This is a genomic window from Arthrobacter sp. D5-1 (genome assembly GCF_017357425.1).
Classification (GTDB): domain Bacteria; phylum Actinomycetota; class Actinomycetes; order Actinomycetales; family Micrococcaceae; genus Arthrobacter.
The window spans coordinates 2,282,304-2,308,020 of record NZ_CP014571.1; the positions used below are offsets into that span (position 1 = coordinate 2,282,304).

A 25,717-nucleotide genomic window follows, 5' to 3' on the forward strand; every position below is an offset into this window, starting at 1 on the left:
ATAACCATCATGACACAACCCCGATTCAGGGCTGCCCGGATGACGGCGGCGAGCCTTGCAATAGGCGCTATGCTTCTCACCGGTTGCACCGCGAACGTTGCCAAGACCAACACGTCCGACGCCGGCGCGAACGCCGGCGCGTTCCTCACCATCCCGCGTGAAGACATGGGCACGTTCGTGCAGAACTTCAATCCCTTCGCCCCCACGGTGGTTCAGCAATCCATCTACGAATCCCTCCTCATCTTCAACCCCGCCAAGGGTGACACGGTGCCGTGGCTCGCCACCGAGTGGAAGGCCGCCGAGGATGGCAAGTCCGTCACGTTCACCCTCCGTGATGGTGTGAAATGGTCCGACGGGCAGCCTTTCGTTGCAGACGACGTTGCCTATACGTTCGAACTTCAGAAGAAGATCAAGGGCGGCTTCGAGTACTTGGACACCGTCATCGCCGAAGGCAACAAGGTCACTTTCACCTTCAACAAGCCGTGGTCCCCGGCCCTTTACGACGTCGGCCACATCACCATCCTGCCCAAGCACATCTGGTCCGCTGTGCCGGACCCGGAAAAGGATGCCAACGCCAAGCCCGTGGGCACCGGACCATACACCGAGGTTGACAGTTTCCAGGCACAGTCCTTCGTGCTGAAAAAGAACCCCAACTACTGGCAGCCGGAAAAGCAGAAGATCGCCGGTATCAAGATGCTCGCCTTCGCAGGAAACGACGGCGCCAACCTCGCCGCAGCGAACGGCGACGTGGACTGGGCTCCCCAGTACATCCCCAACATCGAAAAGACCTTCGTCTCCAAGGACAAGGAACACCGTCAGTACTGGTTCCCGGCTACGGGTGCCATGATCAACTGGCAGCTCAACACCACCAAAGCACCGTTCAACGATGTTGATGTCCGCAAAGCACTGAGCATGGCAGTTGACCGCGGGCAAGTCACTAAAATCGGCATGAGCGGCTACGCCAAGCCGGCCGACTGCACCGGGCTGTCCGGCAACTACGAGACCTGGAAGAATACCCAGGTCAAGGACAACTGCACGTGGACCAACCACGATGTCCAGAAGGCCAACGAGCTGCTGGACAAAGCCGGCTACCCCAAGGGAGCTGACGGAAAGCGCACGCTGAAGGACGGCAAGCCTTTCGAATTCAAGATCTCCGTGGGTGCTACTTCGTCCGACTGGCTGTCCGTGGCCAACGTCATCTCGCAGAACCTTGCAGAAGTCGGCGTCACCACCAAGGTGGAGTCCCCGGACTGGGCCGCTGTGGTTGCCGGCTACGAGACCGGCGACTTCGACTCCGGCATTGTCTGGAGCGCCAACGACCCCAGCCCGTACAAGTACTTCAACACTTCCATGGGCACAAGCACCGTGAAGCCCGTGGGCACCAAGACGTTCGACAACTACCACCGGTTCGGCGACACCACGGCGGACGCCTTGCTCGCCGACTTCGCAGCGGAGGCCGATCTGTCCAAGCAGAAGGACATCGCCAACAAACTGCAGGAACAGTACAACGACGTCGCGCCGCTGGTGCCGCTGTTCTCCGGCCCTGAATGGGGTGCCTTCAACGACACCCGCTTCACCGGCTGGCCCACCGAGGCCAACCCATACGCCACTCTCTCGGTCCGGTCGCCTACCACGGTGCTGGTCCTGACCACGCTGGAACCGCGCAAGTAGTCCCCACCGCCGCCCTAACCTCGCTGCGCTTCGGCCAGGGAACCCGGGCGGCGTGGGCCCACCCACCGCTTGAGGCCCAGTCGGGCCTCACAGCGCACGCCCGGCGGTTCTACGCCGCTGACCCAGCCGACTCCGCCGGGCGTGCCTCCCATACTTTCCGCACTTCCCGAATGGAGGGAAACCGTGCGCTTCATCCTGCGCCGCCTGGGTTTCTACCTGATCGCCTTCTGGGCGTCCATCACCCTGAATTTCCTGCTTCCGCGGTTCATGCCCGGGGACCCCGTCTCCCGCATGTTCGCCCGTTCCCAAGACCGGATGCAGCCTGAACAGATCGAGGCCCTGCGCAAGCTGCTGGGTGTTGACGACCGGCCCCTCTGGGCTCAATACATCGATTACCTGCACAACATCTTCACCGGGCAGATGGGTGTTTCCATCTCCCGTTTCCCCACCCCGGTGACCGAGGTCATTTCGTCCCAGATCGGTTGGACACTCTTGCTGGGCGGTACCGCACTGGTCATTGCCGCCGTCGTAGGAAACCTGCTGGGCATCCTGGCCGCCTGGCGGCGCGGCGGAGCGATCGACTCCGCGCTTCCGCCGGTGCTGGTGTTCATCGGCTCCTTCCCGTACTTCTGGCTCGCCATGGGCGCTCTCTACCTGTTTGGCGTGGTGCTGGGTTGGTTCCCGATCCGCCACGCGTTCACGGACGGTTTGGAGCCGGCGTTTACTTGGGAATTCATCGGCGACGTCGGTGCGCACCTTGTGCTGCCGGCGCTGACCATTGTGTTGGTGTCCATCGGCGGCTGGATGCTCGGCATGCGGAACACCATGATTGCCACCAATTCCGAGGACTACATCACCATGGCCGAAGCCAAGGGACTCCGTCCGGGCCGCATCATGCTCCGCTACGCAGCACGCAATGCCATGCTTCCCTCCGTCACGAGCTTCGGCATGGGACTGGGATTCGTGGTGGGCGGCGCCCTGCTCACAGAGGTGGTGTTCGCCTATCCCGGCGTCGGCTACCAGCTCCTCAACGCTGTCCAAGGCCTCGACTATCCGCTCATGCAGGGCCTGTTCCTGACCATCACCGCCGCTGTTCTGCTTGCCAACTTCCTGGTGGACATCCTCTACGTCCGCCTCGACCCGCGCGTGCGCAGCAACTAGAGGGACCGATCATGACAACCGCACTTCTGAAGCAGCCAACTCCAACGCCGGTCCGCAAGCCGAACCGCAGCTTCGTCCACGGCCTGCTCACCAACAAGAAAGCCCTGACGGGCATGGCCGTGATGATCATCTTCATCGCCTTGGCCTTACTGGCACCGATCCTGTTTCCCGGCGATCCGTCGCGGATCACGGCCATGGCTTCACTGGAACCTTCAGCCGAGCACTGGCTGGGAACTACGGCCAAGGGACAGGATGTCCTCGCGCTGACCGTCCATGGTTCGCGGAGCTCACTGTTCGTGGGCCTGACAGTGGGCGTGGCATCCACTTTCATCGGTATCCTGGTGGGCCTTGCCTCGGCGTACTTCGGCAAATTCATTGACGAAGCACTGTCCCTGGTCACCAATGTCTTCCTGCTGCTGCCCGGCCTGCCGCTGTTGGTCATCCTGGCCGCGTTCCTACCGCCGGGACTGGGGACCGTAATCCTGGTACTCGTGGTGACCGGATGGGCCGGTTCCGCCCGCGTGCTGAGATCGCAGGCGTTGTCCATCCGTTCCAAGGATTTTGTGGCTGCAGCCGTGGTGTCCGGCGAACGGGCCGGCCGGATCATGTTCCGCGAGATCCTGCCCAACATGGCCTCGATCGTCATGGGTACGCTCCTGGCTTGCGTCATCTACGGTATCGGCGCCCAAGCAGGCCTGGAGTTCCTGGGCCTGGGCGATGTCAGCACTGTCTCCTGGGGCAACAACCTCTTCTGGGCCGGCAACGAAGGTGCACTGCTCACCGGAAGCTGGTGGGTCTTTGTCCCCTCCGGCGTGTGCATCGCGCTGGTGGCTTTCGCCCTCGCCCTCATCAACTACGCCGTGGACGAGGTCACCAATCCGCGGCTTCGGAAGATCAAAACGCCTAAAACAACACCCACGAACACCGAAAGGAGCGCCGCCAAATGACCATCTCCCAAGTTTCTTTCGGCTCCCGCCAACCGGTCCTTGACGTCAAGGACCTCACCGTCAAGTACATCGGTGACACCCGCTCCACCACCGCCGTCGACCGCGTTTCCTTCAGCATCGGCACCGGTGAGGTATTCGGCCTTGCGGGGGAGTCCGGCTGTGGGAAGTCCACCATTGCCAACTCCATCATGAGGCTCCTGAAGGATCCCGCAAAGATCGCAGGCGGAAGCATCTCCTTTGGCGGCAAGGACGTCCTGGCCATGAGCCCGGAAGAGCTGCGGCGCTTTCGGTGGCAGGACGTTGCAATGGTGTTCCAGTCAGCCATGAACTCGCTCAACCCGGTGCTGACCATCGGAGAACAGATCGTGGACATCTTCACCACCCATGCCGGTTACTCCCGTAAAGAGTCGATGAGGCGTGCCGGTGAGTTGCTGGAACTTGTAAGGATCGATCCCGCACGGCTGAAGTCCTATCCGCACCAGCTCTCCGGCGGTATGCGTCAACGTGCCGTTATTGCCATGGCCGTTGCGCTCAAGCCATCACTGTTGATCCTCGACGAACCCACCACCGCGCTGGACGTGGTGGTGCAGCAGGAAATCATGGCCCAGATCAAGGAACTTCAGCGCGAACTCGGCTTTTCCGTCCTTTTCATTACGCACGACATGTCCCTGATGGTGGAACTCTCGCACCGGATGGCCGTGATGTACGGAGGCCGGATCGTGGAAACCGCCAAAGCCCAGGACGTCTACGCCACCCCCCGCCATCCGTACACCCAGGCGCTGATGGGCGCATTCCCGCCGCTCACCGGTCCACGCGTTCCGCTGACGGGATTGCCCGACGGTGTGAAGTTCCGTAACATCCCGGACCTCGCCGAGGTGACACCCGGCCATTTTGTGGCTCCGTTCGGTGGCGACGCCCCGGTGGTTGATTCAGCAAACCTGGAAGGAGCCGCACGATGAGCCACTCCCTGATGAGCCCATCGGCCGTGTCCACGACCGGCACCCCAGCCCTTGAGATTCGAGGCTTGGGAAAGACCTTCCCGATGGGCGGCTTGTTCTCCCGCGGGTCCGTCCGCGCTCTGCATGGGGTTGATCTGACCATCCACCAAGGCGAAATCGTGGCCCTCGTGGGGGAGTCCGGTTCCGGGAAGAGCACCCTGGCCCGCTGTGTCGCCCGTCTGGAAAAGCCGAGCTCCGGGGAGATTCTCATTGACGGCGTCGATGTTCTGAAGCGGGATCGTTTCCAGGCGTCGCGGGGGTTTCGGTCCCAGCTGCAGATGGTGTTCCAGGATCCTTTTGGCTCCTTGAACCCGGCGCACAGGATCGAGCATTTCCTGCGGCGCTCCCTGGCGATCCACGGGAAGAATGGTGGTTCCCAGGAGGAGACCCAGCGGCGGCTTGAGGAGCTCATGACCACTGTTGGCCTGGAGGCCGACATGCTGAACTCGTATCCGCACGAGCTCTCCGGCGGTCAGCGCCAACGCGTTGCGATAGCCAGGGCGCTCGCCGTTGAACCGCAGGTCATCCTGGCCGATGAGCCTACCTCCATGCTGGACGTTTCCGTACGGATCGGCGTTCTGAACCTCATGCGCAAGCTCCGTGACCAGCAAGGCATCTCCATGCTCTACATCACCCACGACCTCGCCTCCGCCCGGTACCTGGCGGACCGGACCGCGGTCATGTTCGCCGGTGAACTGGTGGAGGAAGGGGAGTCCCTGGACCTGTTGGCCAACCCCGCGCATCCGTACACGCAACTCCTGGTGTCGGCTGTCCCGGATCCCGCCCGGGCAGGCTCGTATGATCCCGTCCGTAGAGCCGAATTGCGGCAGGCGGTCATGGCTTCCACACACTGCGCTTTCGGCGGCGACCCGGACCAGGCGTGCTCGGACAAAGCACCCGTCCGTCATCAGGTGGGGGACCCCGAAAACCGTCACTGGGTCCGCTGCCACCTGTACCGCCCATGGGCCGCTGCCGGCGGCCATGCCCTGGCGAGTGAACCACTCCATCCCGGCCACCCGGCGTCGAACGCTCAAGAAGAGGCTTCCGCATGACTGAACTGACCCATCCGCTCGCCACCATTCCGCAGGATGAGTTGGTGGCCCGCGCCGAAGCCGATCCCCTGAGGCCGCGCTTCCACTTTGTCTCACCGGCCGGTTGGCTCAACGACCCCAACGGTGTCAGTCACTGGGACGGCACCTACCACCTCTTCTATCAGTACAACCCCGAGGGCGCTTTCCACCACCGCATCCATTGGGGCCACGCCACCAGCACCGACCTGGTCACCTGGATTGACCAGCCTGTTGCTTTGGAACCCTCCGAGGGACCTGACGCCGAGGGCTGCTGGTCCGGGGTGTTGGTTAACGACGGCGGCACGCCCACCTTGGTGTATTCGGGCCGCGCAGAGGGCACGGAGTTGCCGTGCGTCGCTGTAGGAACCCCTGACCTGCTGAGCTGGACCAAGGACCCCGGGAACCCTGTTATCGGTGCCCCACCTGACGGCGTTGACATCACGGCCTACCGCGATCATTGCGTATGGCGCGAGGGAAGCACATGGCGCCAGCTGGTGGGTTCAGGAATTCGACACCTCGGCGGCACGGCGTTCCTCTATGAGTCTTCGGACCTGCGGTCTTGGGACTACCTGGGCCCGCTGATGATCGGGGATGCCTTGCAGGGCGATCCCGCCGACACTGATTGGACCGGGACGATGTGGGAATGCGTTGACCTCTTCCGGGCAGGGCAAGGATCGTTGGGGTCTGCGCCCGCTGACGGCTCGCCGGATGTGCTGGTCTTCTCCGCGTGGGACGACGGCGAAACCCGCCACCCGCTGTATTGGACCGGCCGCTACGGCGGCGATACGTTCGAGCCGGATACGCTGCACCGATTGGACTTCGGAGGGCGGTTCTTCTATGCACCGCAATCGTTCCAGGATGAGTCCGGCCGGCGTGTCATGTTCGGCTGGATGCAGGAAGGGCGAAGCGATGCCGCCATGGTGGAAGCGGGCTGGTCGGGCGTCATGAGCTTGCCGCGCGTCGCCACGTTGGCGCACGACGGAACCCTGGAGTTCGCACCGGTTCCCGAAGTAGAGAAGCTGCGCAGAAGCCTCTTCAGCGTCCCCGGCCACGTGATGGTGGGGGCGGGTACGTCCGTGGAGACCGGCGTGTCCGGTAACCAGCTGGACCTTGAACTGGATGTGCAACTTGCACCCGGGGCAGAGGTCCGGCTCGGAGTGCTGGCGTCGTCGGACGGGGCCGAGGAGACAGTGATCGTGCTGGACCGGGCCGCTGATGGGACCCCCGGCGGCACCCTTCGCCTGGACCGTACGCGCAGCAGCCTCGACCCCACCATCGATGCGGAAGACAAATCCGGGCCCCTGCCGATGACGGACGGCCGGGTGCGCCTGCGCGTGTTGGTGGACCGGTCCGCCGTCGAAATTTTCGCCAACGGCAAGCCGCTCACGGCCCGCGTCTACCCGACCCTGGGCGGCGAGCGCGTGACGCTGACAGCCACTGAAGGGTCGGTGCGGCTCCTCTCCTTTGATGCCTGGACGATGGCCGGGATCTTTGACAGCGCCCGCAACCTCATCCCGAAAGGACGGTGAACCCGTGGAAATGTCATCACCGGTTACCCGCCGTGGATTACTGACGGGCGCCGGCGCGGTTGCGCTGGGCGGGTCCCTGGCGCTGTCCACCCCTGCAGAGCCCGCCATGGCGGCGGGTGGCCCAGCCTCGAAAGGATCATCGCGGATGCGCCCGGTCTATCACTTCAGCGTGCCTGACAACTGGAAGAACGATCCCCAGCGACCCATCTACCTCGATGGGGAGTACCACTACTACTACTTGTATAACGCTGACTACATCAACGGCGGTGGCGGCACGTCATGGCGCCGTGCCACCACCACTGATCACGTCGCGTTCAGGGACCGCGGGGTCGCGGTACCGAAGTTCAGCAATTCCAACGGCGACTGTTGGTCCGGATGCCTGGTGGTTGATGAGCGGAATACTGCGGGTTACGGGGCGGGTACGGTGGTGGCACTCGTCACCCAGGCGCCGGAGGGCCGGCAGGCACAGTACCTCTGGTACTCCACAGACAGGGGCCGGTCCTTCATATCAGGTGGCCAGGCTCCGGTTTTGCCCAACCCGGGGGTTCACGATTTCCGCGATCCCAAGGTGATCTGGGACGAGGACCGCAACCGGTGGTTCATGGCCAACGCGGAGGGGCAAAAGCTGGGTTTCTACACGTCCCCGGATCTGCGCTCCTGGACGCGGGTTGGCGAGTTTCTGCGCAGCGATTTGGGGCTGCTGGAGTGCCCTGACCTCTTTAGGATGACCGCCGACGACGGCACCCGGCACTGGGTGCTGGGCACCAGTGCAAACGGCAAGGGCCGCGGACTGCCGGCAACCTATGCCTACTGGACTGGAGCTTTTGACGGCAGCTCCTTTGCTCCAGACCATCCTGAGCCGGAATGGCTCGATTACGGCTTCGACTTTTATGGCGCAGTAACATATCCGCATCACGATGCGTCGGGGGTGGAGGACCCAACCCTCCGCCGGGCGATTGGTTGGGCAAATTTCTGGGACTACCCCCACAACACGCCAACCCTTGCCACTGACGGCTACAACGGCGATGACATGATCGTCCGGGATATCCGGCTCAAGCGTGGCAATGGCGCCTATTATCTCGCCTCCGCCCCCACCTCTGCGCTGGGTGACCACGTAACGCGAACACATCGCGTGGGTGACGTGGCGGTTGCGGGTACCCATGACCTGGAGATTCGCTCGACCGCTTACGACCTCACGTGCGAACTGGTGTGGGATCCGGCTGCGCCGCCCGCCAATCTCGGGTTGGAGGTCTGCCGAGCACCCGGTGGCGGCAGGCACGTGGCCGCGGGGGTCTTCCTGGGTGGCCCGTTCACGTACGTCAATCGCCGCCCCACGATCAACCCGACAGCCGGCGAAACGCAAACGCCGGTGGACCCTGCCACAGGCCGCCTCACGCTGCGGATCCTGGTGGATCGAACCAGTGTGGAAGTGTTCGTTGGAGATGGGCGCGTGGTGCACTCGCACCGGGTGTTCCCCCTTGAAGGCGACGACGGCATCCGTCTTAACGCCCACGAAGGAACGGCGACGTTTCGGGATATGACCATCAGGGAACTCAAGGTCACGCCGTAGCACTGGAGGGCGTGGGGGAATAACTACTGAGAGCACTCAGTTATGAGTGAAGTCAATAAGTGGTTTTCCCATCAGGGATCAGTATTCCCCCACAGCCCAGCCCACCAGGAAGAAGTCCCCATCATGCCTTCACTGAACACGTCCGTCTTGACTGATGCAGTTGTCCTTGTCACTGGAGCCAACGGTGGCATTGGCACCCACTTTGTCCACGAGGCTTTGGCCCGCGGTGCGAGCAAGGTTTATGCCACGGCGCGGAACCCGCGCACGTGGGGCGATGATCGCATCGTCCCGCTCACCTTGGATGTCACGGATCCGGCATCCGTTCGGGCGGCCGTCGAGGCTGCGCAGGACACAACAGTCCTGATCAACAATGCCGGTGCCAGCACACCGACGCCTGGCATCCTCAGCCACACGGATGAGGAGATCCGGCACAACGTGGAGACCAATTTCCTTGGGCCGTTGTTCCTTGCCAGGGCCTTCGCTCCGGTCTTGTCCGCCAAGGAGGAGTCGGTGCTCATTGACATTCATTCCGCCCTGAGCTGGTATGCGGTGGCAGGGATCTACAGTGCCACGAAGGCGGCCCTGTGGTCAGCCACGAACTCCCTGCGCCTTGAACTCGCCGCCGGGAACGTGCATGTCGTGGGGGTCCATGTTGGCTACGTTGACACCCCCATGGCCGCGCACTCCGCCGAGCCGAAAACCGCCCCCGCGGACTTGGTGGCAACCGTCTTCGACGCCGTCCAGGCCGGCGAGTATGAAGTCCTCGCGGATGAGACGTCCGTGAACCTCAAGGCCGGACTTAGTGCCCCTGTGGAAGCCATCTACCCACAGCTGAAGCGCGTCAGCGCCTGAAACCAAAGGCAGGGACACCTCAGTGGTGGCCCTGCCTTTGGTGCGTATGGTGCCGGTCCCTGCGCCCGAGGTTCGGGCTTCCTGTTGCGACGGTGTGCAGGTACGGTTCCCTACGCTTGCCGAACCTGTACTTCGGCGGTCAGTGGGGTCCAGGACTTACATGATCCCGGTGGGGACCAGCAGTGCCCAGGCCAGTGCGGGTGCTACGAGGACCACGCCGCCGGCGTACACCATCAGTTGCTTGTAGACACGCTGGCGATCGTCTTCGCGGGCATTGGCGACAACCAGTGCGCCGTCGGTGGAGAACGGGGATACATCGACGACGGTCGCGGCGATAGCCAGTGCTGCCACGGTGCCCGAGGCGCTCAGTGAACTGGTTGCAAGCAACGGTCCCGCCAAGGGGATGAAAGCCGTGAGCAGGGCGGTGGAGGATGCAAAGGCCGAGCCGACGCCGATGACGTAGCAAAGAACCAGTGCAATGAGGAGCGGGGCTCCGAGTGCCAGTGCCTGCTCGGCGAGCGTATCGATGACGCCTACGTGCTGCAGCAGGGATACGTAAGTGATCATGCCGGCGACCAGGAGCACGGTGGACCAGGAGACTCCGCCGATGAACGTCTGGTGTTCCTTGATGTTGACCAGCGCCAAGAGCAGTCCTGCGGAGAGTGCCACGAAGCCGATAGGCATGTGGAAGCCCAAGGCGCAGACAAGCATTGCGACGATCAGTGCCAGCGTGAGGATCTGCTGGCCGTGTGGCCGGGCGGTATGCGTGGTGTCCAGGTCAGCGAGCTGGCCTGTGGCGCCGTCGCGGATCTTGCCCAGGAGGGCAAACAGCACCACTGTCAAAACTGACAGGATGAGGTTCAGCGCAAAGCTTGCGGCGAAGAGTGAGCCCTGCGAGATGGGGAAGCCGTTCTTCACTGCGATGTCGTGGACCAGAACACCCGCCACTGACAGCGGTGAGAATCCACCCGCATGTGCTCCGTTGATGATGAAGGCACCCATGAGGACGGGGTGGATGCGTGATTCATAGGCCAGCCCTATGGCGGCAGGGGCAAGAAGAAGGGCGACGGCGGCAGGGGAGAAGGTGCCAAGGGCTGTCAGCGATGCTGCCAGAAGAAAGAACACCCAAGGCAGGAGCATGGTCTTGCCGCGAACCAGCCGGACACACGTCTGGACGATGATGTCGATGGTCCCATTCCGTTGGGCCATGCTGAAGAAGTACGTGACACCGATGATGGTGATGACGATGTTGGCAGGGAAGTCCGCCAGGATTTCCTTGTCCGTCATGCCCAGCATGAAGTAGCCAACGCCGAAGGATGCTACCAGTCCCATAACCCCGATGTTCAGCGGCCATTTCGTGGCGACGACGAACATCACCACGAGGATGACCAGCGGGATGATCTGGATGGCAGTCATGGTCGGCTCCGATTCCGGGGTGGCCGCCGGGTTGAAGATGGCGCCCCCGAACAGGATGGCAACCAGGCCCAGGATCACGGAAGCGGCAACCGTTACCAGCAGGATACGGCGGCGGCGGTTGGGACTGCCGGAATTCTGATCCCGGGTTTCGCTCTCCGATTCGGGAGCTGGTTGGTAAGTAACTTTAGCCATGGTGGTGTCTCCTCATTGAGTGGCTGATGCCAGCGGGGCTTCGACGGCACTGCCGAGAGCCTCCGGGACGTGAATGATGCTGGTGGCGATGGTGCGGGCGGTCCGGTCGACGCCCACCAGGAGGGAACCGTCCCGGTGTTCGGTCCAGGTTTCAATCACGCCGGCCGGCGTGCGGAGTTTTAGCGTGGGGCGGGAAGGGATACCGGTAATGTGGTTCAGCACTGTTCCCGGGGTGCGGGCGGCCAGTGTCAAAGCGATGCTTCCCGTGATGGCCAACGCCGGATGCGGTTTGCCCATGGAGAGCATCATGACGTTGACGTCACCTTCCAGGTCCTCCCCGGTGGGTGCGCCCACGATCGCAAGCTTGGGGACGGCCCGCGCGGCTTGCGAAGGACTGGCCGCCAGGCCCATCCGGACAGCTGCGAGGCGTCGGATCATGTCCAAAGCATCCAGCTGCAGTTCGACGCCGGCACTCCAGGTTTCATAACGGGCAGTGTCCAGTCCCAACTCCTCGGCACGCACCATGACCACCGGCGCACCGGCGTCGACCATTGATACCGTCCACCGGGTGCCGTTTGCGACAATGACGTCAGTCGGCGCGCCGGTAGGAAGGAGCTTGCCGGTGGTTTTTCCTGCCGGATCACGGAAGCCAAGACCCACCCTGTAGCCAGGAAAAACGACGCCGGGCATGTCTGCATCAGGAATGATCGGCAGTGCGCCCTCGGGGGTCGAAACCCGTTGGATGATGATCTGGCCCGTATTGGTGTTGCGGGTGACGATGCGGGTGGAATCGCCGTCGGGCGAAACCCAGCCTTTTTCAATGGCGTAAAGCCCCACAACCGCGGAGCAATTCCCGCAGTTGCTTCCCCAGTCCACGGCTGCCTCTTCGATGCCTACCTGGGCGAAGGTGAATTCGACATCGACTTCATCGTCGTCGGGCCGACTGAGGATCATCGCCTTGCTGGTGGTGGAGGTGGCCCCGCCGACCCCATCGATCTGGCGGGAGTCCGGGCTTCCGAAGAGCCTGGGAAGCAGCTCGTTGACGTCGGTGCCGGCTTCTTCCAGATGAGCAGTTTCAAAGACCCAGCACTTGCTGGTGCCCCCGCGCATCCATTCCGCTTCTATCTTCATGGTGTTCCCTGCATCTCGGTGATGTTCTTCTTGTACGAGGATGATCGGGATCACAAATGAAGACAATGTTGGATATATGATGGGGGCTGAAGGGATGCTTAATTCACAAAGTTCTCAGCGCACAATGACTGGATTCGGATACGCCAATGTCTGGAAAAGCTGGCTCTGTGGCAAGTCGGTCTCCCGTAAATACAGTGAATGAACCACTTGGACAGGAGCATGAACGCATGCTTAACGATGAAAACGCCGAACTATTCGATATCCGGCGGCTTGCGCTGCTGGTGGAAGTGGTCGAGCAGGGATCGATCACCGCTGCGGCCGACACCATGCTGTATACGCCATCGGCCGTTTCGCAGCAGTTGCGCAAGCTCGAGCAGGAAGTCGGACAGCCTCTCCTCAACCGCCGTTCGCGCGGCGTAGTCCCCACCGAGGCCGGCCAGATACTGGCAGGGCACGCCCGGAAAATTGTTGGGCAGATGCGGGCGGCCCGCGCGGACCTGGATCAGATCGCGGGGCTGCACCGCGGGTCACTGACGGTTGGTACTTTTCCCACGTTGGCGGGATCGTTTCTCCCGCTTGTCATCCGGGCATTCAAGAAGCGTTACCCCGCCATTGGACTTTCTGTGCGCAGTGCCCGCTTCGACGAATTGGTCTCGGACCTTGAATCCGGGGTGACGGGACTGTGTCTGCTGTGGGATTACCCTTGGAACCGTTTCAGTGATGAGTCCATCCGCATCACTGAGGTCTTCCAGGAGAGCACGGTGATTCTCGTGGCCAAGGGGCACCCCTTGGCTGACCGTGAGGAAGTAAGTATGCGTGAACTCCGGAAGGAGTCATGGATAGTGCGCGCTGAAGCTCATCCGGTAGTGGAAGTGTTGCAGCGATCTGCCCACGATGCCGGTTTTGAACCAAACATCGGGTTCCTGGCCAACGACTACCAGGAGGCGCAGGCCATGGTCAGCGTGGGCATGGGCGTGGCAATGGTGCCTAAGACGGCTGTTGCACTCCAACATCCCGATGTCCGCGTCCTCAGTCTGGGCCCGGACGCCCCCTTACGGCGGGTACTTCTGGCCCAGCGCCAGGACAAGGTCTACGCCCCCGCCGAAGTGGCATTCCACTCCACGCTGGTGGAAATCGCCCGCGAACGGGGGCGCGACTACTTGTAATCAGTGGTCGGCGTCGGCATCAGCCTTCCGGGCGCTTTTCTCTGCGTCCTTCTCCGCACGCACTGCTTCTGCCTCGTGTTGCTCTTCTGCCTTTTCCTGGTGGATGACTTCGGCGAAGAGCTTTTCCATTTCCTTGGCCACGCCAGCGGCCGAGGCGGGGTTCTGGCCCGTAACCAAGCGGCCGTCCACCGCTACCTTCTCCTCGAAGACCCCTGCGGAGACGTGGCGGGCCCCCTGTTCCTCGAGCCGGTCCGCCAGGAAGAACGGGATGACCTTGTCTTTCCCCGCAGCCACTTCTTCGTCATTGGTGAACGCGGCTACGTCGCGGCCTTCAACCAGCCTGAACCCGTTGTCCAGTTCTACGTTCAACAGGCCGGCCGGCCCATGGCAGACGGCACCTACCAGACCGCCCGCGTTGTAGACGCTGGCCACCAGATTCTGCAGGCCTTCGCTGTCCGGGAAGTCCCACATGGTCCCATGGCCGCCCACGAGGTAGATGGCATCGTACTGTGCGGGGTCTACGACGTCGACGCGTGCGGTGTTGTACAGGCCGGCGCGCGTTGTCTCATCCTGGGTAAAGGCAACCTGGATGGGATCGTCCGTGTCCACTTCGTCGCGCGGAGGTTGGCCTCCTTTGATGGAAGCAAAATCGACGAAGTGGCCTGAGTCTTTGAAGACCTTCCAGGGATGTGCGGCCTCTGCCACGTTGTAGCCGGTCTTCTCTCCCGTGTCGCCGAGCTCGGAAACGCTGGTTAGTACCATGAGGATTTTCTTCATGAAGTGCTCCTTTCGTCCTCCTCCACCCTACGCCCCCATCAATTCCGGTCCTTTAGTAGGCTGAACGAGCATCCATGCGTCTGCTGTTGCATGCTGTAGTTGTTCCCTGGATCAGGAGAGTGAGTGCCATGCCCAAGACCGGCAAAAACGATCATGCCCGGAAAAACGAGTTGCCATCGACGCTCCAGCGCTCGGATCAGAAGGCCCAGGACACGTTCGCCAAGACCTACGACTCGGCGATGGATTCCTATGATGGCGATGAGGGCAGGGCCGCCCGCACGGCTTTCGCGTCGCTGAAGCACAGCTACGAGAAGGTGGGCGACCATTGGGAACCCAAAGAGGAAAATGGACCTTCCGATGACCACGCGGCGGGAGGGGCCAGCTCGGATAAGCCCACTGCCGGCGGAGTGGACGCCAACGCTTCCAAGGAGCACCTCTACCGGCGGGCCCGCGAGCTGGACATCAAGGGCCGTTCAACCATGAACAAGGATGAACTGGTCCAGGCACTGCAGAAAGCCAATGACGCGGCTACCCGGAAAGCCCGGGAAAGCTGAATCTGGGCGCAGGATGCCGCAGCGGGCGAATGGTTGGGCTGGGTGATGTCAGGCACATTGTGACGCGTCTGCGAAGCGCCCTGTTTTTGCTGTTGCGCCGAGGTAAGGCTAACCTAAATAGTCTCCATTTCCCCATGCCCTCCCGTTCCGGGCATACATCGCAGGCGGTTCCCTTTGCGCAAACTCAGCCGTTCCACAGCAGCCCTTGGGGTCGCTGCACTTCTTTCCCTGACCGGTTGTGGTCTTAGCGGTGGACAGACAGGCGCCACCGGGAAAGTGGCCGATACCAACCAGCGCATCGTCGTGGATAACTTCCGGGCCCCCGTGGCCAACTGGGCCCTGGAGTCCGATGCCGCGTACATTCTGTCGTTGTCCGGCTGCCTGGAAACCCTGACCAAATATGATTCCGCCCAGGGCAAGGTGGTCCCGTTCCTGGCAACTGAGTGGAAGCAGGTCTCACCACTTGAGTGGGACTTCACCATCCGTGAAGGCGTGAAGTTCCAGGACGGTACCGATCTCACCGCAGAGACCGTCGCCGCTTCGCTGAACTCAGTCCTTAAGGCCAAGGTGCCTGCAAGGGCTTTCAGCCCGGGCATTGTCAGTGGAGTCCAGGCAACTGACGCCAAGACCGTTCGCGTCACCACGCCGGTGGAGAATCCGCTGGTGCCGTTCCGCTTGGCGAGCGTCAACACGGGCATCCTCGCGCCTGCTGCCTATACCGGTGCCACGGTGAATCCCTTCGGCCACTGCACGGGACCGTTCACCCCAGTGTCTGAGAAGGCGAAGCAGTCCCTGACCCTGGACCGCAACGAGAATTACTGGGGCGGAAAGGTGCAGTTGGCTGGCGCAGAAGTCCGCTTCATCACCAATGGCGCTACCAGGGCCGCGCAAGTGCAAACCGGCGAGGCCGACATTTCCTTGTCCATTCCCGCCTCCGCACTGTCCACGCTTGAGAGTGCACCCGAGGTGTCCGTCCTGAAGGCAGATTCACCCCGCACGGCCACCCTGTACATGAACAACGGCAGGGCACCATTCAACAACGTGGATTTCCGCAAGGCACTCCGGTCCGCTCTGGACCTGGAAGCCCTGGCCGCCAGCGTCTACGAAGGCGCGGCGTTGCCTGCAGCTGGTCCCTTCGCGCCCTCCGAACCATGGGCATCCAGCGAAGCCAAGACTCCCAAGCAGAACCTGGACGAGGCGAAGAAGCTCCTGGCCGATGCCGGCTACACCGCGGACAGGCCGCTGGAGATCATCGCCATCGTGGAGCGGACGGAGTTCGCCGACGTAGCAACGGTGATTCAGGACAACCTCAAGGACATCGGTGTTCCAGTGACCATCCAGGCCAAGGAATACGCCTCGGCTGAACCGGACGTTCTGGCCGGCAACTATGACATGATCCTGAGCCAGCGCAACCGGCTGATTGACATTGCCGATCCCATTGGCTTCCTGACGGCCGACTACACCTGCAAGGGCACGTACAACCTGAGCCACTTCTGCAACGAAGAGTACGACGCACTCATCACAGAAGCTGCCCGGACCTCCACCACTGAGGAACGGTACAAGCTGTATGGCAAAGCCGGTCGACTCCTGAACGACCAAGCCGTGAACCTGTGGCTGGTCAATGAACAAGCCACGGACGCTGTCCGCAGCAACGTCCTGTCCTACGTTCAGGACCCGCTGTCCCGTTACGTCCTGACCGCGCAAACGGCCAAGGCCGGCTCCTGACAACGGGCTGGGACAACCGAAGCACGTATGATCACGTTCCTTGCGAAGCGGACGGCGACCCTGGTGGCCGCCGTCCTGCTGTCGTCTTTCGCCGTCTTCCTGATTCCTTACGTGACCCCAGGCGATCCGGTCCGGAAAATTATCCGGTCCCGTGTAGCCGGCGATGTGGTGGACGAAGCCACCGTTCAGGCACTGGCGGAAAGCCTGGGACTCAACGATCCGCTTCCCGTGCAATATCTCCGGTGGCTGGGCGACTTCTTCACAGGGGACATGGGGTTGTCGCACATTAGCCGTACACCGGTGATTGATCAGGTGTTGCCTGCCTTGGGCATCACCCTCAGCCTTGTGCTGGTGGCTTTGGGCACGGCCGTGCTGGTGTCCCTCCCATTGGGCATTGTTGCGGCCCTGAAGCAAGGCAGCAAAACCGACAAACTGATCACCACTGTCACACAGTCCTTTATTGCCATGCCGGAATACTGGTTGGCACCACTGCTGGTGCTGGTCTTTGCCCTCAAACTTTCCTGGCTGCCCTCGGCCGGGTGGAATACGGCGTCGTCCATTGTCCTGCCGGCCGCCACGCTGTCCCTTCGGCCCATCAGCTTCTTCACCTCAGCGGTCCGCTCGGGCATGATCGATGCCCTTGAGGCGGAGCACATTCCCGCTGCCCGGGCCCGCGGCCTTAGCCACGTGCAGACTGTCCTGCGGCATGTTGTTCCCAACGGCCTGGTTCCGTTGTCCACGTTGTTCGCGGTGTGGTTCGCCGGTCTTCTGGGAGGTTCGGTCATTGTGGAGGTCATCTTCGCGATCCCCGGGATGGGCCGCCTTCTCTACGACGCCGTGGTCAACAGTGACATCCCCTTGGCGCAGGGAGGCGTGGTGGTTGTGGTGGCTTTGGCTGTTGCCATCACCACCCTCGCGGACTTCCTGCACCGGATGCTGAGCCCAAAGGTGAGTGGCGCCCTTGCGTAAACGGTCAGTGCTCGACGGCGCCGCCGTCGTTATTCTCGTCCTGATAGTTGCCGCCGTCGCGGCTGCACCGTGGCTGGCACCTTTTCCACCGGACGATCAGAACCTCGCTGCACGGCTCGCGCCACCCAGTGCCACACACTGGTTGGGGACGGACCACCTTGGGCGGGATACGCTCAGCCGCTTGCTCGACGGCGGCCGGTTCTCTTTGGTGGTGGCGGCACTGGCCACGGTCCTGACCGGAATCATTGGTTTGGTGGTCGGTGTGCTCAGCGCCCGGCGGAAGGGCTGGGTAGACGAACTGTTCACCCGTACCAATGATGTCTTGTTGGCGCTGCCGGAGATGGTGGTGGCATTGTTCATCGTCGCGGCCATGGGCACAGGTTTTACGTCCCTGCTGGTCGCCCTGACCGTAACCGGGTGGACGCCGTTTGCCCGCCTGGCCCGGACGTTGGCCTACGACGTTTCTGCCCGCGGGTTCGTCGAAGCAGCGCGCGTGGTGGGCTGTTCGCCGTCGTTCATTGTCTTCCGTCACATCATCCCGCACCTCGCAGCGCCGATGCTGGGGCAGGCGACACTGCGTTTCGGACAGCTCCTGATCAGCGTGGGAGCCCTGTCCTACCTCGGGCTGGGCGTTCAACCGCCACAATCCGACTGGGGTTCCATGGTGGCAGCGGCCCAGCCGTATGCGGAGCGGGCACCGTGGGGGATCATTGCTCCGGGCCTCACCATCTTCCTGGTTGCCCTGTGTGTAACGCTGATCGGCCAGCGGACGTCACGGCGGGCAGCCGACCCGGTGGATGTCCTGGTAGTGGAGGGCCAGCATGCCTGAACTGGTGATCGAGAACCTGACTGTGCTGGGCACAGACGCAGGACGCCCGATTCTCTCCGGTGTGAGCCTGGCCGTGCATCCCGGCGAGTTTGTAGCGCTCGTGGGAGGTTCTGGGTCGGGCAAAACCATGACTGCCCGGTCCGTCCTGCAGTTGCTGCCGCAGCCTTTGCGGATTGCCTCGGGGTCCATCCATGTGGACTCCGTAGACGTGTCCCGTGCCTCCGGACTTGAGCTGAACCGCATCCGGGGTGGCCGGTTGGGGATGCTTTTCCAGCAGCCCAAGAAGATGTTCAACCCCAGCAAGACCCTCCGTGCCCACCTGAGGGAACCCCTCCGCCTACATTCAGGCCTGCGCGGAAAAGCTGCGGAGGAGAAGGTGCTGGAGCTGCTGGCTGAAGTGGGATTCGAGGATCCGCAGTGGGGCGCCCGGGCCTACCCGCACCAACTTTCCGGTGGCATGGCCCAACGTGCCATGACAGCCGTGGCCCTGGCGGGCCAGCCGGGGATCCTGCTCGCTGACGAACCAACGTCTGCTTTGGACAAGGTCCTGGAACGCCAGATCCTGCAGTTGCTGGACCGCGAACGGAGCCAGCGTGGTCTGGGGATTCTCTACATCACGCACAATCTTGCCTCTGTTGCGGCCTTCGCAAATCGCGTCCTGGTGATGGAGGCAGGCAAGATCGTGGAGTCGGGCACCACTGAGGAAGTGCTGGGAAGCCCGAAGAGTCCTTACACGCAAAAACTTCTGGAGGCATCAAACCTCCTGCCATCAGGGACTGTGAAGCAGGTGCACCCGGCGCGGAATGTCCTTACCCTCAACAGCGTCGTCAAGAATTTCGGCCGCGGCCGCCGGGGTCGCAGTCCAGCACTTGACGCTGTTTCCCTCGAGCTGAAAAAGGGGGAGATCCTGGGAGTGCTCGGCCAATCCGGTTCCGGGAAAAGCACCTTGGCCAGGTCAATCGTTGGTCTGGAAGGAATGAGCAGCGGCAGCATCACCCGGGCCCTGTCAGCAGACCGGCTTGCCGATCCGACTGCCGTCCAACTGGTGTTCCAGGAACCACATGACGCCTTCGACCCCCGCATGACACTCCGTGCAAGCCTGGAAGCACCCTTGCCACGGCGGCTCCCGTCGAGCGAGAAAACCCAACGGCTGAGCGACGCCATGACGGAAGTGGAACTGGAACCCAGTCTGCTGGACAGGCGTCCGGGCCAATGCTCCGGCGGCCAGTTGCAGCGGGTCACCATCGCCCGGGCGCTCCTGATGGAGCCGGAAGTGCTCATTTGCGACGAAGCAACCTCCGCCCTGGATGCACTGACACAAAGAACCATCCTTGACCTGCTGCAACGCCTGCACCGCGAGCGGGGGCTGTCCCTGATGATGATCACCCACGACATGGACGTGGTGCGCCACATGTGCCAGCGTGTAGCCGTCCTCTATCAGGGGCGGTTGGTGGAACTCACCGACACCGATAAGTTCTTCGCTGACCCGCAGCACCAGCACAGCAAAGACCTGGTCTCGGCCGCGATTCCCTGCAGGGGACTGCATCTGAAAAAGATGAGGACCGCCCCTTAGCAACAGTTCACGTCAGATGATCGAAGTCTCCCCGCACCCAGGCGGCATGCCGTTCAGCGGAGTCGTGCAAAACGGCTTTGGCTCCGGACGATATGACGTTGTTGAAATTCCCATAGATTCGATCGAACCCAAGCGTGTCCAACTGCGCGGCGATCCGCAACACCACGGCTCCGGACAGCGGCAGGCGGTTCGGGTAGCTTCGCATAAACGAGATGGAACGGCGATCCGGATTGGGAAACACGCTGTCACCGGTCAACAGAACCCCCATGCCGGCTGCTCCGGCCGCCCAGTGCGCCACGGCGCTGCCGGGAAAGTGTCCGCCGGTTTGGTGCAGGGTCAGCCCGGGGGCGATCGACATGCTGCCGGACCAGTAGGCAATGGTCGGATCATGGCGTCCCAGCCATTGGCGGTCTGCCTCAGTCACCCATACCGGGGCGCCGCCCAGCCGCCGTGACCATTCGACCTGCACGCCGAACATGTGCGGATGGCTGGCGGCGATCGCCAGGACAGGTCCGTGCTCCAGCACCGCCTTCACAGCGTCATCGTCGATGTAGGCCACCGGATCCCACAGCAACGAGCCCTGGGACGTCACCACCAGCTGGGCCGTCTGGCCGATTCCGACCTTCGGGTCAGTACTGACGCCGATAAGACCTGGTTCGCTTTCCGAGAACGATATCCGCTGGCCGGCCGTCCTGAGTTGGTCAAGAGTGACCCACTGTTGCCCTTCGTCAGGGACGTACTGCCGTTCGTCGGCACAGATGGGGCAGACACCCGGAACGGGTTCATCACGTTCCACCGCACAGGCCGCGCAAATCAGCATGGATGGTCCTTTCGGAGCGGTCAGATTCGGGGCCCACAGTCCACGGCCCGCGGACCGCCGTCCGCCGCACACTGGTGGGCCCAGAATATTGCACGGGTGCGACTCTCCGGAAGGGCAGGTTTCGGGGCCGACAGTGTTGCCAAAGCCAACGGACAGGCTCACAGTGGGTTACGTCAGGTCACTAACACGATCAGGGAACCGTGTATCCGCCGTGGAGGTCAACCATGAGCACCACATCCGACGACGTCTACCAAGCTTCACCCCCGGACGAAGAACCACAGCTCAAGCGGGTTCTGGGGCCCAAACTCCTGCTCCTCTTCATCGTGGGCGACATTCTCGGAGCGGGCGTTTACGCAGTCACCGGGACGATGGCGGGGACGGTGGGCGGCATTGTCTGGTTGCCGTTCCTTCTGGCCTTTATTGTGGCGACGCTGACGGCTTTTTCCTACTTGGAACTGGTGACGCAGTACCCTCAGGCGGCGGGCGCGGCGCTGTATACGCACAAGGCATTCGGGATCCACTTTGTCACGTTCCTTGTGGCGTTCGCCGTGGTGTGTTCCGGCATCACCAGCGCATCAACGTCCGCGAATGTCCTCGCCCAGAATCTGTTCGGAGGTCTGGAAGTCAACGGGTGGATGGGCGCGCCTGACAAAGGAATGATCACACTGGTCGCAATGGCATTCATGCTGTTGCTGGCAGTAATTAACCTCCGCGGGGTTGGCGAAAGCGTGAAGTTCAACGTGGTGCTGACCTCGGTTGAGGTACTCGCCCTGTGCATTGTGATCGGCGTCGGGTTCTTCGTGATGGCGCAGGGAACAGGCAACATCCAGGAAATCACGGTGTTCACCGACTACCAGGACAAGGGGCTGTTCCTGGCTGTTACAGCCGCCACGTCCATTGCCTTTTTTGCCATGGTTGGATTCGAGGACTCCGTGAACATGGTGGAGGAGACCAAGAACCCGGAGCGCATCTTTCCCCGAACCATGTTGACGGGCCTCGGTATCGCAGTGTTGCTCTACATGCTGGTAGCGGTGTCGGTTGTCAGTGTGTTGTCACCCACCGAATTGGGGGAGATCAGGGAATCCGAAGGGGCGGCACTCCTCGAGGTCGTCCACAAGGGCTCCCCGGATTTCCCGATCGATAAGATCTTTCCGTTCCTGGCAGTCTTTGCGGTGGCCAACACTGCCTTGATCAACATGCTGATGGCGAGCCGGCTGATCTATGGGATGGCCCGCCAGCATGTCCTGCCGCGCGGCCTTGGCAAGGTGCTGCCCGGACGCCGTTCACCGTGGGCCGGCATCACTTTCTCCACCGTCCTGGCCCTGGGACTGATCTGGTACGTCAGCATCGATCCGGACAGCAACATCGTGGCCAACCTGTCGGGGACAACCGCTTTTCTGCTGTTGTGCGTCTTCACCGTGGTCAACGTGGCGTGCGTGGTGCTCCGCCGCAAGAGGCACCCGGACCGCAAGGTCTTTTTCACCTCGCCCGGTCAGTTGCCGTGGGTGGCCGCCATCCTCTGCGCCTTCCTCGCTGGTCCCTGGGTGGGCAGGAACCCCATACAGTACCAAGTGGCCGGCGGGCTCATGGCCATTGGTGTCGTGCTCTGGTTCATCACGTGGCTGATCACCAGAAAGTCCACTCCGTCAGCAGGGCCACGCGACCGGGAGCAGGGAACTCCTTCCGGATGAATCACCAGGAGCTGCTGTGAACGATCAAGCAGGCACCACCGAACCGGTCAACACGGAGCCTCCGCTGGACGGCGATGAAGCCGCCACCCTGATGGGCTTCCTTGAGCGACAGAGAGCGACGTTTGCCTGGAAGACGGAGGGACTTGACCGGGACGGCCTGAGGGCCCGGCACGCTCCGTCGTCGTTGACTTTGGGTGGGCTGCTCAAGCACTTGGCCCGCTTCGAGGACGATATGTCCACCGAGTGGCTCCATGGCCGCAGGCAACTTCCCCCGTGGAACGCAGTTGACTGGGACGCCGACCCCGACTGGGACTGGAATTCCGCTGCCGGAGACCCGCCGGAGGAGCTGTATGAAAGGTGGCGTGACGCTGTTGCCCGCTCCAGGGTCTTGTTCGAAGCAGCTATGGCAGAAGGCGGCCCGTCCCGGCAAGGCACCATCGCGTCCCGTCCGGACATCGAGTTGCCCAGCCTGCGCTACATCCTCCTGAACATGATTGAGGAATACGCCCGGCACAATGGCCACGCGGACCTTATCCGCGAATCTGTGGACGGTCTCGTGGGGCAAGACCCGCCCGGCTGAGGCTGCGTCCAGCAACGTGCTCTGGAGGGTTCCGCGAAAAAGATCATCATGCTTACTATTGTGGAGCGCTTGAAGTCAGAGCTGAACACCACACATTGGAGCGGATATGGCACTGGGCAAGGGAACGCGCGTGGAGTGGAACACCTCCCAAGGCAAAACGCACGGGAAGATTGTGGAGAAGAAGACCAGCGACTTCGAATTGGACGGCAATACCCACCGAGCTACTGAAGACGAGCCGCAGTACGTGGTGGAATCAGACAAGACCGGCGCGCGGGCGGCCCACAAAGGCTCCGCCCTGACCGAAAAGAACCAGTGATATGTCCCATCAGCACGATGTAGTCATCATCGGCGGGGGCAATGCGGGAGTCTCCCTTGCGGCCCGGCTGAGCAGATACGGGGTCAAGAACATTGGCCTCATTGAACCCAAGGACCATCACCTCTATCAGCCTCTGTTCTCCCACATCGCCGGCGGCAGGGCTGCGGTCAAGGAAGCCACCCGCAGCCAGGCATCCGTGATGCCCCGGGTGGTTGCCTGGATCAAAGACCATGCGGTGGACGTGGACACCACGGCCAACATGGTGATGCTGGCCTCAGGCAGCACCGTGGGCTATCAACATCTGGTGGTGTGTCCGGGACTCCAGTACCGGTGGGATTCAGTGCCGGGCTTGGCCGAGGCTGTCCATTCGCCGTACGGTGCGTCCCACTATGAATTCGAGCTCGCACCCAAGGCCTGGTCACTCCTGAGCAGTATCCGGTCCGGCACAGTGGTTTTTACCATGCCGTCAGGACCTGTTAAGTGTGGGGGCGCCAGTCAGAAGCCGATGTACCTGGCGTGCGACTACTGGCGCGAGCAAGGTGTCCTGGACAAGATCCGCGTGGTGATGGTGCAGCCATATCCCACCGTATTCGGCATCCCCGAGGTGGACAGGGAGCTTGAGCGGAAAATTGCTGAATACGGCATTGAGCTCCGGACAAACAGCGAATTGGTGGCCGTGGACGCTGCCAGCAGGCAAGCGACCATCCGCAACAACGTCACCAACACCACTGAGGAGCTGGGGTACGACGTCCTGAACGCCGTCCCACCCCAGTCTGCGCCGGAGTGGCTCAGAGCTACGGATCTTCCAGCCCCTGGTGGGCAGGACGGGTTCGTCCACGTGGACACCGAAACATTGCGCCACGTCCGCCACTCCAACGTGTGGTCCCTGGGCGACGCTGCAGCCACCACCAACTCCAAGGCCGGCGGTGCCCTGCGCAAGCAGACCAAGGTGCTGGCGAAGAACCTCGTGGCGGCTCGCCAGGGAAAGCCGCCCGCGATGAAGTACGACGGCTATTCCGTGTGCCCCTTCACTGTTTCGCGCACCACGGTGGTCTTCGCTGAATTCGACGACCACTATCGCCCTATGCCTACCATCCCGAAAGTGCCCACGTGGAAGGAAAGCCGGGTGTCGTGGTGGGTGGACCGCATCATGTTCCCCCAGGTCTACTGGCACATGATCCTCAAGGGCAGGGCTTAAGGACGAGTCCATTCCCACCACGTCAGCCAGGCAGCTGCGGGTTCCCGGCTAGGGGGTGGGGCTGCCACCGTTGACGTTGAGGGTTTCGCCAACTACGTAGCTGGATTCGGGCGAAGCGAGGAATACGTACGCCGGGGCAAGCTCTGCCGGCTGGCCGGCGCGGCCCAGGGGAGTGGAGTGCCCGAACTCCGGCAAGGCCTCTTTGGGCTGGCCGCTGCTCACCTGCAGCGGGGTCCAGATGGGACCGGGTGCCACCGCGTTGACCCTGATGCCCTTGGGGGCCAGCTGCTGGGCCAGGCCCTTCGTGAAATTGTTGATGCTGGCCTTCGTGGTGGCATAGTCCACCAGTGTGGGCGAAGGGTTGTAAGCCTGGATCGATGTGGTGTTGATAATGGTTGAACCAGCGGGCAGGTGGGGCAGTGCAGCCTTGGTCAGCCAGAACATCGCGTACACATTGGTCTTTAGTGTGTGGTCGAATTGCTCGTCGGTGATGCCTGCGAGGTCTTCCTGTGCCACTTGCTTGCCTGCGTTGTTGACCAGGATGTCCACTCCGCCCAAGACCGCGATGGCGGTATCCACCAGCTCCTGGCATGTAGCGGAGTCTTTGAGATCGCCTGGCACCTTGACGGCTTTGCGGCCTGCGGCTTCAATAATGCCGGCGATCCGGGCGGCATCTTCTTCCTCTTCGGGAAGGTAGGAAAGCACGACGTCGGCACCCTCCCGCGCGAAGGCAATGGCGGTCGCCGCGCCGATGCCCGAGTCCGCGCCGGTGACGATCGCCCTGCGGCCATCCAGCCGACCGGTTCCGCGGTAGGTTTCCTCACCAAGATCCGCTGTGGGCGTCAAATCTGCGTCCAGTCCCGGCTCGGGTTGGTGCTGTTTCGGCGGGGAGATTTTTTCGTAGGCGGTGACAGGGTTTCGGAACGTGTACTGATCAGTCATGATGGTCCTCCTGTTGTCTACGGGAGAAGCGCTGCGGGTA

At 62.3% G+C, this 25,717-nt stretch carries 23 protein-coding genes; 18 read left to right on the forward strand and 5 right to left on the reverse strand.

Annotated elements, in window-relative coordinates; translation table 11 throughout:
• Positions 1 to 9 precede the first annotated feature (9 nt).
• The 8 genes from AYX22_RS10370 (at position 10) to AYX22_RS10405 (ending at position 9,798) form a co-directional block, all read left to right on the forward strand.
• Positions 10 to 1,671 carry an ABC transporter substrate-binding protein gene (locus AYX22_RS10370; RefSeq protein ID WP_207597334.1) on the forward strand — a complete coding sequence of 554 codons (1,662 nt, stop codon included), beginning with the start codon at positions 10 to 12 and terminating at the stop codon, positions 1,669 to 1,671.
• 183 nt (positions 1,672 to 1,854) lie between these two features.
• The gene (locus AYX22_RS10375; protein WP_207597335.1) at positions 1,855 to 2,832 is read left to right on the forward strand and encodes an ABC transporter permease; all 978 of its coding nucleotides are present in this window, start codon (positions 1,855 to 1,857) and stop codon (positions 2,830 to 2,832) included.
• Positions 2,833 to 2,843: 11 nt separating this feature from the next.
• A complete protein-coding gene (locus tag AYX22_RS10380) occupies positions 2,844 to 3,779 on the forward strand; it encodes an ABC transporter permease (RefSeq protein WP_207597336.1) in 936 nt (311 codons plus the stop codon).
• Positions 3,776 to 4,738, forward strand: coding sequence for an ABC transporter ATP-binding protein (locus AYX22_RS10385; RefSeq protein ID WP_207597337.1), 963 nt, complete (start codon positions 3,776 to 3,778; stop codon positions 4,736 to 4,738). Before AYX22_RS10380 ends, AYX22_RS10385 begins: the two co-directional genes overlap by 4 nt.
• On the forward strand, positions 4,735 to 5,829 hold the full coding sequence (locus tag AYX22_RS10390; RefSeq protein ID WP_207597338.1) for an ABC transporter ATP-binding protein: 1,095 nt from the start codon (positions 4,735 to 4,737) through the stop codon (positions 5,827 to 5,829). Before AYX22_RS10385 ends, AYX22_RS10390 begins: the two co-directional genes overlap by 4 nt.
• The gene (locus tag AYX22_RS10395; RefSeq protein ID WP_207597339.1) at positions 5,826 to 7,376 is read left to right on the forward strand and encodes a glycoside hydrolase family 32 protein; all 1,551 of its coding nucleotides are present in this window, start codon (positions 5,826 to 5,828) and stop codon (positions 7,374 to 7,376) included. The genes AYX22_RS10390 and AYX22_RS10395 overlap by 4 nt, the downstream gene beginning before the upstream one ends.
• Positions 7,377 to 7,521: 145 nt before the next feature.
• Positions 7,522 to 8,946 carry a glycoside hydrolase family 32 protein gene (locus AYX22_RS10400; RefSeq protein WP_207597547.1) on the forward strand — a complete coding sequence of 475 codons (1,425 nt, stop codon included), beginning with the start codon at positions 7,522 to 7,524 and terminating at the stop codon, positions 8,944 to 8,946.
• Between the two features lie 123 nt (positions 8,947 to 9,069).
• A complete protein-coding gene (locus AYX22_RS10405) occupies positions 9,070 to 9,798 on the forward strand; it encodes an SDR family oxidoreductase (protein ID WP_207597340.1) in 729 nt (242 codons plus the stop codon).
• A 156-nt stretch (positions 9,799 to 9,954) separates the two neighbouring features.
• Here the strand turns inward: AYX22_RS10405 and AYX22_RS10410 are convergent, their stop codons facing one another.
• Together AYX22_RS10410 and AYX22_RS10415 are read right to left on the reverse strand one after the other, a co-directional pair.
• The gene (locus tag AYX22_RS10410; RefSeq protein WP_207597341.1) at positions 9,955 to 11,406 is read right to left on the reverse strand and encodes an SLC13 family permease; all 1,452 of its coding nucleotides are present in this window, start codon (positions 11,404 to 11,406) and stop codon (positions 9,955 to 9,957) included.
• A gap of 12 nt (positions 11,407 to 11,418) precedes the next feature.
• Complete coding sequence (locus AYX22_RS10415; protein WP_207597342.1) at positions 11,419 to 12,537, reverse strand: PrpF domain-containing protein; 1,119 nt, start codon at positions 12,535 to 12,537, stop codon at positions 11,419 to 11,421.
• A 227-nt stretch (positions 12,538 to 12,764) separates the two neighbouring features.
• On the opposite strand from AYX22_RS10415, the gene AYX22_RS10420 reads away from it, so the two are divergent.
• Positions 12,765 to 13,703, forward strand: coding sequence for a LysR family transcriptional regulator (locus AYX22_RS10420; protein WP_207597343.1), 939 nt, complete (start codon positions 12,765 to 12,767; stop codon positions 13,701 to 13,703).
• Here AYX22_RS10420 and AYX22_RS10425 read toward each other — a convergent pair whose 3' ends face one another.
• Positions 13,704 to 14,480, reverse strand: a complete 777-nt coding sequence (locus AYX22_RS10425) for a type 1 glutamine amidotransferase domain-containing protein (protein WP_207597344.1) — start codon at positions 14,478 to 14,480, stop codon at positions 13,704 to 13,706.
• A gap of 128 nt (positions 14,481 to 14,608) precedes the next feature.
• Here AYX22_RS10425 and AYX22_RS10430 point away from each other — a divergent pair, with 128 nt between their 5' ends.
• From AYX22_RS10430 to AYX22_RS10450, 5 genes are all read left to right on the forward strand, one after another.
• Positions 14,609 to 15,034: a ChaB family protein gene (locus AYX22_RS10430; protein ID WP_207597345.1), complete on the forward strand. Its 426-nt coding sequence runs from the start codon at positions 14,609 to 14,611 to the stop codon at positions 15,032 to 15,034.
• A 174-nt stretch (positions 15,035 to 15,208) separates the two neighbouring features.
• Positions 15,209 to 16,759: an ABC transporter substrate-binding protein gene (locus AYX22_RS10435; RefSeq protein ID WP_207597346.1), complete on the forward strand. Its 1,551-nt coding sequence runs from the start codon at positions 15,209 to 15,211 to the stop codon at positions 16,757 to 16,759.
• A gap of 27 nt (positions 16,760 to 16,786) precedes the next feature.
• Entirely contained in the window at positions 16,787 to 17,728 is a 942-nt protein-coding gene (locus tag AYX22_RS10440) for an ABC transporter permease (RefSeq protein ID WP_207597347.1), read from the forward strand.
• Entirely contained in the window at positions 17,712 to 18,557 is an 846-nt protein-coding gene (locus tag AYX22_RS10445; protein WP_207597348.1) for an ABC transporter permease, read from the forward strand. The genes AYX22_RS10440 and AYX22_RS10445 overlap by 17 nt, the downstream gene beginning before the upstream one ends.
• Entirely contained in the window at positions 18,550 to 20,130 is a 1,581-nt protein-coding gene (locus tag AYX22_RS10450; RefSeq protein WP_207597349.1) for an ABC transporter ATP-binding protein, read from the forward strand. The genes AYX22_RS10445 and AYX22_RS10450 overlap by 8 nt, the downstream gene beginning before the upstream one ends.
• 7 nt (positions 20,131 to 20,137) lie before the next feature.
• Here AYX22_RS10450 and AYX22_RS10455 read toward each other — a convergent pair whose 3' ends face one another.
• Positions 20,138 to 20,950 carry a hydrolase gene (locus AYX22_RS10455; protein WP_207597350.1) on the reverse strand — a complete coding sequence of 271 codons (813 nt, stop codon included), beginning with the start codon at positions 20,948 to 20,950 and terminating at the stop codon, positions 20,138 to 20,140.
• Positions 20,951 to 21,174: 224 nt separating this feature from the next.
• On the opposite strand from AYX22_RS10455, the gene AYX22_RS10460 reads away from it, so the two are divergent.
• From AYX22_RS10460 to AYX22_RS10475, 4 genes are all read left to right on the forward strand, one after another.
• The gene (locus AYX22_RS10460; protein ID WP_207597351.1) at positions 21,175 to 22,641 is read left to right on the forward strand and encodes an APC family permease; all 1,467 of its coding nucleotides are present in this window, start codon (positions 21,175 to 21,177) and stop codon (positions 22,639 to 22,641) included.
• Between the two features lie 16 nt (positions 22,642 to 22,657).
• Positions 22,658 to 23,221: a DinB family protein gene (locus AYX22_RS10465; RefSeq protein WP_242703593.1), complete on the forward strand. Its 564-nt coding sequence runs from the start codon at positions 22,658 to 22,660 to the stop codon at positions 23,219 to 23,221.
• Positions 23,222 to 23,327: 106 nt separating this feature from the next.
• A complete protein-coding gene (locus AYX22_RS10470) occupies positions 23,328 to 23,537 on the forward strand; it encodes a DUF2945 domain-containing protein (RefSeq protein ID WP_207597352.1) in 210 nt (69 codons plus the stop codon).
• A 1-nt stretch (position 23,538) separates the two neighbouring features.
• Positions 23,539 to 24,735 (forward strand): FAD/NAD(P)-binding oxidoreductase, encoded by a 1,197-nt coding sequence (locus tag AYX22_RS10475; RefSeq protein ID WP_207597353.1) that lies wholly within the window; start codon positions 23,539 to 23,541, stop codon positions 24,733 to 24,735.
• Positions 24,736 to 24,783: 48 nt separating this feature from the next.
• Here AYX22_RS10475 and AYX22_RS10480 read toward each other — a convergent pair whose 3' ends face one another.
• Complete coding sequence (locus AYX22_RS10480; RefSeq protein ID WP_207597354.1) at positions 24,784 to 25,677, reverse strand: glucose 1-dehydrogenase; 894 nt, start codon at positions 25,675 to 25,677, stop codon at positions 24,784 to 24,786.
• Positions 25,678 to 25,717: the final 40 nt, after the last annotated feature.

Excerpts from the sequence above, each read along its gene's own strand:
- AYX22_RS10370 (WP_207597334.1), top strand. The coding sequence starts at position 10 with ATGACACAACCCCGATTCAGGGCTGCCCGGATGACGGCGGCGAGCCTT.
- AYX22_RS10380 (WP_207597336.1), top strand. The coding sequence starts at position 2,844 with ATGACAACCGCACTTCTGAAGCAGCCAACTCCAACGCCGGTCCGCAAG.
- AYX22_RS10385 (WP_207597337.1), top strand. The coding sequence starts at position 3,776 with ATGACCATCTCCCAAGTTTCTTTCGGCTCCCGCCAACCGGTCCTTGAC.
- AYX22_RS10390 (WP_207597338.1), top strand. The coding sequence starts at position 4,735 with ATGAGCCACTCCCTGATGAGCCCATCGGCCGTGTCCACGACCGGCACC.
- AYX22_RS10395 (WP_207597339.1), top strand. The coding sequence starts at position 5,826 with ATGACTGAACTGACCCATCCGCTCGCCACCATTCCGCAGGATGAGTTG.
- AYX22_RS10400 (WP_207597547.1), top strand. The coding sequence starts at position 7,522 with ATGCGCCCGGTCTATCACTTCAGCGTGCCTGACAACTGGAAGAACGAT.
- AYX22_RS10405 (WP_207597340.1), top strand. The coding sequence starts at position 9,070 with ATGCCTTCACTGAACACGTCCGTCTTGACTGATGCAGTTGTCCTTGTC.
- AYX22_RS10410 (WP_207597341.1), bottom strand. The coding sequence starts at position 11,406 with ATGGCTAAAGTTACTTACCAACCAGCTCCCGAATCGGAGAGCGAAACC.
- AYX22_RS10415 (WP_207597342.1), bottom strand. The coding sequence starts at position 12,537 with ATGAAGATAGAAGCGGAATGGATGCGCGGGGGCACCAGCAAGTGCTGG.
- AYX22_RS10420 (WP_207597343.1), top strand. The coding sequence starts at position 12,765 with ATGCTTAACGATGAAAACGCCGAACTATTCGATATCCGGCGGCTTGCG.
- AYX22_RS10425 (WP_207597344.1), bottom strand. The coding sequence starts at position 14,480 with ATGAAGAAAATCCTCATGGTACTAACCAGCGTTTCCGAGCTCGGCGAC.
- AYX22_RS10430 (WP_207597345.1), top strand. The coding sequence starts at position 14,609 with ATGCCCAAGACCGGCAAAAACGATCATGCCCGGAAAAACGAGTTGCCA.
- AYX22_RS10440 (WP_207597347.1), top strand. The coding sequence starts at position 16,787 with ATGATCACGTTCCTTGCGAAGCGGACGGCGACCCTGGTGGCCGCCGTC.
- AYX22_RS10450 (WP_207597349.1), top strand. The coding sequence starts at position 18,550 with ATGCCTGAACTGGTGATCGAGAACCTGACTGTGCTGGGCACAGACGCA.
- AYX22_RS10455 (WP_207597350.1), bottom strand. The coding sequence starts at position 20,950 with ATGCTGATTTGCGCGGCCTGTGCGGTGGAACGTGATGAACCCGTTCCG.
- AYX22_RS10460 (WP_207597351.1), top strand. The coding sequence starts at position 21,175 with ATGAGCACCACATCCGACGACGTCTACCAAGCTTCACCCCCGGACGAA.
- AYX22_RS10470 (WP_207597352.1), top strand. The coding sequence starts at position 23,328 with ATGGCACTGGGCAAGGGAACGCGCGTGGAGTGGAACACCTCCCAAGGC.
- AYX22_RS10475 (WP_207597353.1), top strand. The coding sequence starts at position 23,539 with ATGTCCCATCAGCACGATGTAGTCATCATCGGCGGGGGCAATGCGGGA.
- AYX22_RS10480 (WP_207597354.1), bottom strand. The coding sequence starts at position 25,677 with ATGACTGATCAGTACACGTTCCGAAACCCTGTCACCGCCTACGAAAAA.